Below are 8,618 nucleotides of genomic sequence, written 5' to 3' on the forward strand. Positions count from 1 at the left end.
GGCAATTCGAGCACCAATTCTTTGATGAACGTGGCAACATTGTTGTTGCTGCGAACGGTGCATTCCCATTTTTTCGTTTCGAATGCTTCGGCCGGAACCTCAACGACCATGTCCTGTTTGACAGCGACTTGGCAAGAAAGACGTTCGCCTTCGGCAGCTTCTTTCTTGTTGATGTGTCCTTTTTCGGTAGCCAAAATTTCTCCGCCACCTGATTCGACCTTTACTTTGCACTGGGCACAGGTTCCGCCGCCACCACAGGCACTGGAAACGAACACGCCAGCGTCGGCGAGAGCTCCGAGCAGTTTACCACCCGCAGGAACCTCGATTTCTTTTTGGTGGTTAATCGTGATCTTGACCGGTCCCGAAGCGACCAGAACGCTTTTCGCGGCAAGAATGACCAAAACAAGTGCGATGACCACGATGGTAAACATCGCGACGCCAAGTAGGACGGTTTCCATAACTACAAACTCGTCAGAAGTTCGATGATTTGATTTGAAAAACGCGATGGCCAAACAGGGGCCATCGCACCAAGCTCGTTACAGCTGAATACCGCTGAACGACATAAACGCAAGTGCCATCAATCCCACCGTGATGAACGTGATTCCTAAACCACGTAGCGGAGGAGGCACGTCACTGTATTTCATCTTTTCTCGAATCCCGGCCAACGCCGCGATTGCGAGGGCCCAGCCAACGCCACAACCGACCCCGAAGAAACACGATTCAACAAAATCGTACTTGCGTTGCTCCATGAACAACGAAGCTCCGAGAATCGCACAGTTCACGGTGATCAGCGGCAAGAAGATCCCAAGCGCGTTGTAAAGCGGTGGAAAAAACTTGTCGAGCGTCATTTCGAGGATCTGCACCATCGCTGCGATCACACCGATGTAACTGATGAAACCGAGGAACGACAAATCCACGGTCGCAAAATCAACCGTCGAGGTGCTGATGAAGCTGTTTGCCCACACCAGGGCGCCCTTCTTCAAAAACCACGAGTAAATCAATTGGTTCGCAGGCACCGTGATCGCCTGGATCACAATGACCGCGACGCCGAGCCCGAGAGCCGTTTTGACATTTTTGCTGATCGCCAAAAACGTACACATCCCCAAGAAGAATGCGAGCGCGAGGTTCTCGACAAAAATCGATTTGAGCAGAATGCTAAGGTAATGTTCCATTGAATTAAGCCTCTTCGATTTGTTCAGGCTTCCACGCACGAATGATCCAGATCAGGAATCCGATCAAGAAAAACGCACTGGGGGGTAAGAGCATCAAGTTGTTCGGGTTGTACCAACCGCCGTTGCGAGTCAATTGCATGATCTCGTAACCGAAGATGGATCCGCTACCAAACAGCTCGCGGAAAAAAGCGACAAACAGCAGGACCAGACCGTAACCGAGTCCGTTGCCAACCCCGTCGATAAAACTGATGCCGGGACTGTTTTTCATTGCAAAGCCTTCGGCGCGTCCCATCACAATACAGTTGGTGATGATCAGACCGACAAAGACCGACAACTGCTTGCTGATGTCAAACATGTAAGCCTTTAGCAATTGGTCGACCACAATCACCAACGACGCGATCACGGTCATCTGAACGATGATCCGGATGCTGCCGGGGATGTAGTGACGAATCGCGCTGACGGCGGCGTTACTAAACGCAGTGACCGCAATCACGGCGATCGCCATCACAACCGATGTTTCCATCTTGGTCGTGACCGCTAGAGCGCTACAGATCCCGAGGATTTGCAGTGCGATCGGGTTATTGTCGAGCACGGGTCCAAACAGGACCTTGTTCACTCTTCCAGCTGCCATTTTATTCGTCTCCCTGTTTGGGTTCGCCGTCGCTTGGTTCTGGGCTCGATTCTTCGCTGACCTCAGGCTTCTCTTCGGCAGCAGGTTTGTCCTCTGCCTTCGGAGCTTCCTCTGCCTTCGGAGTGTCCTCTACCGCAGGCTTCTCTTCGGCAGCTGGCTTCTCTTCGGCCTTGGGCTTTTCTTCGGCAGCTGGTTTTTCGTCCGCCTTCGGTTTGGCTTCTTCGGCGGCCGCTTCTTCCTGCTTCGGTTCGGCCTTCATCTCTGCCTTTTCGGCCTTAGCTTCTTCAGCCTTTGGCGATTCGACTTCGACGACTTCTTTCTTCGCTTCTTCTTTCTTGGCCTCAGGCTTCTTCGGCTCAGGCTTCTTCGGCTCGGGCTTGGTGGCCTCAGGCTTTGCCGCCACAGGTTTCTTTGCTTCCGTTTTTTTCGCTACCGTTTTTTTTGCGACTGGGGTCTCGGTCTCGCCTTCTTGAGCGGCGATTTCCTTTTCCAACTGTTCCAGGAAGTGCCCGTAGCCTTCGTCGCTGGCCCAGTAACGGATCAGATTCGTAACACCACGGCTTGTGATTGTGGCACCGGAGAGCCCATCGACCGCATACGGATTCCCGTCAGGTGCGGGGCCTTTGTAGACCTCGGCCATCGGCTCGCCGTTTTCGTCAAACAGTTTTTGGCCAGGCCACTGAGCTTTCCAGCTGGGGTTGTCGACCTCGCCACCCAGTCCAGGAGTTTCTCCGTGCTCGTAGAACGTCAAACCTTGGATTGTTTGCAAATCGCTCTTCAGTGCCAGGTAGCCATACAGAGTCGACCACAGTCCCTTGCCGTAGACAGGCAACACGACTTGCCGAATCTTGTTTTCACCCGGTTTTCGAACGAAGTAAACACGCGCGACTTTCTCGCGACGTTGTTCACCGAGGTCATATTTCGGATTTTCGATCTTGATGCTTTCGTCGTCCTTATCGACGGCTTCGCGAGGATCGTACTCTTCGATATCCAAGTCGGTGTTGTAGTTGCCGGTGTCTAAATTCACCAGTTTTTCACTCACACGACTGTACAAATCGGTGATCTGATCGCGAGTCAACTCGCTAGCAGGTCGACCGAACTCGCCCATCGACAACCCTGCCGCGTCGAGAATATTCCGCTGGCGGTCCAGCTTCTTGTTCTCTTCCTGCAGCGGTCGCAATTGAACCGCAGCAAAGCTGACGGCCAACGAACAGACGACGCATAATACCGCGGCAACGCCGACGGTGTAGAAAACTGAATCACGTTGTTGCATAGCGTGCGAGCCTCCGTCGGACGTTAGCTTGAACCACAAAGTAATCGATCAACGGTGCAAACACGTTGCCGAACAAAATTGCCAGCATGATCCCTTCGGGGAACGCGGGGTTAATCACGCGGATCAGGACGGTCATAAAACCAATCAATCCGCCATAGATCCATTTGCCTTTTTCGGTCATCGAGGCACTGACGGGGTCGGTGGCCATAAAGACCAATCCGAACGCCAATCCGCCGACGACGAGGTGCCAGTAAAACGGCACAGCCATCATTGCGTTGGTATCCGTGGCGACGCCATTTAAAAGCGACGAGGTTGCGATCACGCCGAGCACGACGGCCAACATGATTCGCCAAGATCCGATCCCCGCAGCGATCAGGATCGCGGCACCGACGATGCACAACAAGGTGCTCGTTTCACCGATACAGCCCTGGATCGTGCCGAGGAAGGCGCTCATCCAAGTGATCGCCCCTTCTTCGTTCCAGCTGTATTGGATATGGCTGAGCGATGCGATCGCGGGGCTCGACAGTGCGACTCCGGCTTCGGCGGCCGCGTCGGCGTTGGGGGCGGCATTAGCGTTTGCCATCTGCCCCAAAGCCGTTGCACCACTGAATCCATCCACTGCGGTCCAGACCTTGTCGCCGCTGATTTCACCCGCATAAGCGAAGTACAAAAACGCGCGGCTGGTCAAAGCAATATTCAAGAAATTTCGCCCGGTCCCCCCGAATACCTCTTTGGCCACAATCACCCCAAAGGCAATGCCAAGAGCGACTTGCCACAGCGGGATCGTCGGAGGAAGCGTGAGCGGAAACAGCAATCCGGTGACCAGAAATCCTTCGTTGATCTCGTGACCGCGAAGCACACTGAACACCATCTCGATGTGACCACCGACAAACATACAAACGATGTAAATCGGCAGAAAGAAAATCGCCCCCAGGACAAAATTGTCCGCATGATTGCTGGGATCGTTCTCGAAACCGATTGCGCTGTGGATCGCGTAATGCCAATCCCCCGCGTGGTCGATTCCGGCCGTTGCCATGGCTTGAATGGCACTGTTAGCTTGGTATCCAACGTTCCACATTCCGAACAAGGTCACCGGCACCAAAGCCATCACGACCGTGATCATCATCCGTTTCAGGTCGATGGCATCACGAACATGGGTTTGGCCCTTGGCGACTTCGCCGGGGGTGTACAGAAACGTGTCTAACGCTTCGTAAACGGGATACGCAATCTCCAATGCTCCACCCTTGGCAAACAAGGGGTGGACTTTGTCAAGCGCGTCTCGGAGTGCTTTCATAAGTGTGTTCCCACGGTTGGGATGAAATTTTCAATGAACGGGGGTTGATATGGTTAGCGGCACGGTGACGGCGTTTGCGTGACTCGCGTTCGAGCAGCCTCGAGCAGCGAGGCTAACAGCGACGAGAAACAAAACGTGTCAGCAGACGGACTAACCTTCTCGCTCGATCGTCGCCAAGCTTTCACGCAGTAGCGAGCTGTATTCGTACTTGCCTGGGCAAACAAAAGTGCACAGAGCCAGATCTTCCTCTTCGAGCTCCAGAGCACCCAATTGCTGTGCTTCGTCGGTATCGCGATAGATCAGCGAACGCAGAAGCTGAGTTGGCAAAATGTCCAGCGGCATGACTTGCTCGTAAGTGCCCAATGGCACCATCGCTCGTTCGCTACCGTGGGTCGTCGTGGTCATGGCGAACTTTTTACCCGGCATACCTGCCGACGCATAAACTCGCGAGACCGAGAACTTGTCAAACCCAGGGCCTTGCCAGCCCAGGAATTCGCGCTGATGGCCTTCGGCCAACACCGATACTTGATTGTGGTAACGTCCCAAGAAACGGAGTCGTCCCGCTGCGATTCGGCCGTTAAGCACCGAACCGGAAACGACGCGTTGTTCTACACCGGATTGAATCTCGCCTTCGAGCAACTCGGCAATGTCGACCCCCAAACGGGTTTCGAGCAAGCGAGGCTGGTTCACTAAAGGACCGCCCAGCGAAATCACCCGATGAGTGTCCAGAGTTCCGGTTTGCAACAGCGAACCGATCGCACAAACGTCTTGGTAGTTGATGTACCAAACCGTCTTTGTTGGACCGACGGGATCTAGGAAATGGATGTGAGTCCCCACCAAACCGGCCGGATGCGGGCCAGCAAAGCTCTCGATCTGCACGCCATTGGTCGAGGCACCGGGGATCTGTGCTCCTTCGCTTTTACAAACAAACACCTTGCCTTCGGTCAGCTGTTTGATCGCAACCAAGCCAAGCGAGAACTGCTCTTTGCGGTTTGCCATCGCCACGACAGGATCGGCCGCCAACGGGTTGGTGTCGATCGCTTGGACGAAGATCGAACTGGGCGAAGTCCCTGGAACAGGCACTTTACCGAAGGGCCGCGTGCGGAACGCCGTCCACAACCCGCTCGCGACCAGGTGTTTTTCAACACCATCACGCCCGAGCGCCGCAGGATCGGCACCGCGAACCCCTTCGTATTCAACGCGGTCATCGCCGCCGACTTCGATCACCAGCGATTCAAATTTCCGCTTGGCGCCGCGGTTGATCTCAACCACTTTTCCCGATGCCGGAGCGACAAACAACACGCCAGGTGTCTTTTTGTCTTCAAAAACGGGCTGACCCTGGCGAACCGTGTCACCTTCGCCAACCAACATTGTGGGCTTCATCCCCACGTAGTCGTCACCGATGAGCGCAACGTGGCGAACGTGCTTGGCAACGGCGATGCGTTGCTCCGGAGCGCCCGTGATGGGCAGATCCAAACCTTGTTTGATCGTTGTCATTGTTGTGAAAGTGCCGAAGACGAATGACGAACCAGCCGCGTGCGACAGGACCACCTGGCGTGACAATCACTGGGCAAACCAGCAAGACACCCTCTCGAGAGGGGCCGCCCGCAATTTGCAACTCAGATCCTGTCAACATGCTCTGGAAACGCGGTGAACCAACGAGCGATCGCACAGATTGTGAAACTTTTCACAAAGTAGATTCGAGACAATGCCCGCGTCAGGAACAGGGTTCATCAGCGGACGTGATCGGTGCGGAGCGTCGTGCTACAGCGTCAATTCGAGCAGGCAGACCTGCCAATTGGGTTGGCAGAACTTTTGCGGCGTTAAATATGGCACAGCGAGCTAAAACTGGCAACGGCATACTTTCGAGATGCTGCGAGAACTGTGACGCACAGGCACAACGTGGACTGCTCTTCCCGTAAACGGCCCCAAGGGGGCGATCCTAGGTGCCAAAAAACTTACGCCTCGACGCGGCACCCTATTATCGGGTTTGATAGAGGGCAAGAGCTCGATTGCGCAACGCACGGAACCTCTCATCGGCGTCACTGAACGTCCATGACCGTCGTTTTTTCTCAGGCGGGCGTATTTATTAATCCGACGGTCGCGAGCGCTTCGCACGGACTCTCCTCACATTACAAAATTGATTCAAACATGACATCTGCGTCACTCGACAACGCCGTATCGCCCGCCTCCCTATCCGACAGTACGAAGACGAATCCCTTGCGCCGAAACGACATTCGCAACGTAGTGATCATCGCTCACGTTGACCATGGAAAAACGACTCTTGTTGACTGTCTGTTGCGGCAAAGCGGTCAATATCGTGACACCGAGCTGAAGGGCGAGCGAATCCTCGATTCGAACGACCTCGAGCGTGAGCGTGGCATCACGATCCTTTCCAAGAACATTGCGATTCACTACCGCGGCGTGAAGATCAATTTGATCGACACCCCAGGTCACGCGGATTTTGGTGGCGAAGTCGAACGTGTTGTGAAGATGGCCGATGGAGCACTGGTGCTTGTCGATGCTGCCGAAGGCCCGATGCCACAAACCCGTTTTGTGCTCGAAAAGGCACTGCAGGCCGGGGTTCGCCCGATCGTTGTGGTCAACAAGGTCGACCGCCCCGACGGACGACCTCACGAAGCGCTCGACGAGGCACTCGAACTGCTAGCGGAACTCGGTGGCGAGGAACAACTCGACGCGGCATCCTATGTCTACGCCAGCTCGAAAGAGGGCTACGCCACTCACGACCCCAAGACCGCAACCGAGGACATGCGTCCGCTGCTGGACCTGCTTGTCGACTCGTTGCCGGGACCTGAGGTCGAAAACGAAGCCCCGCTGCAAATGATGGTCACGACGCTCGATTGGAGCGAGTATGTAGGACGGATTGCGGTAGGACGAATCAGCGCTGGAAAAATTGAAGCGGGACAAACGATTGACCTGCACCAAAAAGGGGGCGTGAGCAAGCAGAAGGTCGGCGGACTGTTCATTTTTGACAAACTGGGCCGCGTTCCGGCCGAAACGGTCGAAGCGGGTGACATTGTCGCCATCGAAGGACTCGGGTCCATCGAGATTGGCGATACGATCTCGGACGTCGACGCAAACAACGCGCTGCCACGCTTGACCGTCGATGAACCGACGTTGGAAATGGTATTCAGCGTCAACTCGTCGCCGATGGTGGGCCGCGAAGGCAAGTACGTGACGACACGCCAACTGAAAGCTCGGCTCGAAAAAGAACTCGAACGCAACGTCGCGCTTCGCGTCGAAATGGTCGAAGGCACCGAAGCCTATGCCGTCAAAGGACGTGGCGTGTTGCACTTGGCGATCTTGATCGAAACGATGCGGCGCGAAGGCTTTGAATTGAGCGTCGGCAAGCCTCGCGTCATTTTCAAAGAAATCAACGGCAAAAAGCACGAACCGTTTGAAACGCTTCGCGTGGAAGTCCCAACCGATGCCATGGGCCCCGTGATGGAATTGGTTGGAAACCGCCGCGGCACACTCGAAGAACTCGCACAACGTGGCGAATACAGCCTGCTTCGCTTTTTGATCCCATCGCGTGGTTTGATCGGATTGCGAACACGCCTGCTCAACGCGACTCGTGGAACGGCGATCATTCACCATCGCTTTGAAAGCTACCGCGCGGTCGAAGGCGAACTGCCTAAGCGAGCCAACGGCGTCTTGGTTTCGATGACCAGTGGCAAAACGATGCCTCACGCGATGTTCTTGCTGCAAGACCGTAGCGAATTGATCGTGCCTGCGGGCGTGGAAGTTTACGAAGGAATGATCGTTGGCGAAAACGCTCGCGAAAACGACATGATCGTAAACCCTTGTCGCGAAAAGAAATTGACCAACGTCCGCGCCTCCGGTAGCGACGACAACGTGATCCTGAAACCATCGCGAACGCTATCGCTCGAAGCCGCTTTGGAATACATCGAAGAAGACGAGTTGGTCGAAGTGACGCCGGAGAACATTCGCTTGCGTAAGATCTTGTTGACCGAATCGGCTCGCCGCCGCCAAGGCCGCAACGGCTAATCGCATTTTGCGAATCGCTTTGCAATAGCGAACAAAACCGGACGGGACACCGCAGCGAAAGTCATCAAGACTTTCGCTGTATTTGCCAGACGGCATTTGTCCAACCGGCTGAGACTCTCTCTCGCGTCCGTTCAGCCACTCGCGTCGCAATGCTGCCATGCTGCCACGCTACGTTAGTACGGCTTTTCGAACGACTCGGGTAGCGATTCGATCTGCATA

The 8,618-nt window shown here is 54.9% G+C and carries 7 protein-coding genes; 1 reads left to right on the plus strand and 6 read right to left on the minus strand.

What is annotated here, in order from left to right:
- The 6 genes from ABX962_RS22745 to ABX962_RS22770 all read right to left on the minus strand — a co-directional run.
- Nucleotides 1-458: 2Fe-2S iron-sulfur cluster-binding protein (locus ABX962_RS22745; RefSeq protein ID WP_372722594.1), on the minus strand; the 458-nt coding region annotated here is incomplete at its 3' end.
- A gap of 78 nt (nucleotides 459-536) precedes the next feature.
- Complete coding sequence (nqrE, locus tag ABX962_RS22750; protein WP_372722595.1) at nucleotides 537-1,172, minus strand: NADH:ubiquinone reductase (Na(+)-transporting) subunit E; 636 nt, start codon at nucleotides 1,170-1,172, stop codon at nucleotides 537-539.
- A gap of 4 nt (nucleotides 1,173-1,176) precedes the next feature.
- The gene (locus ABX962_RS22755; RefSeq protein ID WP_339941485.1) at nucleotides 1,177-1,803 is read right to left on the minus strand and encodes an NADH:ubiquinone reductase (Na(+)-transporting) subunit D; all 627 of its coding nucleotides are present in this window, start codon (nucleotides 1,801-1,803) and stop codon (nucleotides 1,177-1,179) included.
- Between the two features lies 1 nt (nucleotide 1,804).
- Nucleotides 1,805-3,076: a Na(+)-translocating NADH-quinone reductase subunit C gene (locus tag ABX962_RS22760; protein ID WP_372722597.1), complete on the minus strand. Its 1,272-nt coding sequence runs from the start codon at nucleotides 3,074-3,076 to the stop codon at nucleotides 1,805-1,807.
- The gene (locus ABX962_RS22765) at nucleotides 3,063-4,370 is read right to left on the minus strand and encodes an NADH:ubiquinone reductase (Na(+)-transporting) subunit B (protein WP_372722599.1); all 1,308 of its coding nucleotides are present in this window, start codon (nucleotides 4,368-4,370) and stop codon (nucleotides 3,063-3,065) included. Before ABX962_RS22765 ends, ABX962_RS22760 begins: the two co-directional genes overlap by 14 nt.
- A 150-nt stretch (nucleotides 4,371-4,520) precedes the next feature.
- Complete coding sequence (locus tag ABX962_RS22770) at nucleotides 4,521-5,867, minus strand: Na(+)-translocating NADH-quinone reductase subunit A (protein WP_372722601.1); 1,347 nt, start codon at nucleotides 5,865-5,867, stop codon at nucleotides 4,521-4,523.
- A 558-nt stretch (nucleotides 5,868-6,425) separates the two neighbouring features.
- On the opposite strand from ABX962_RS22770, the gene typA reads away from it, so the two are divergent.
- Nucleotides 6,426-8,399 (plus strand): translational GTPase TypA, encoded by a 1,974-nt coding sequence (gene typA, locus ABX962_RS22775; RefSeq protein WP_372722603.1) that lies wholly within the window; start codon nucleotides 6,426-6,428, stop codon nucleotides 8,397-8,399.
- The last annotated feature ends 219 nt before the right edge of the window (nucleotides 8,400-8,618 follow it).

The organism is Novipirellula sp. (assembly GCF_041583735.1).
Taxonomy (GTDB): domain Bacteria; phylum Planctomycetota; class Planctomycetia; order Pirellulales; family Pirellulaceae; genus Novipirellula.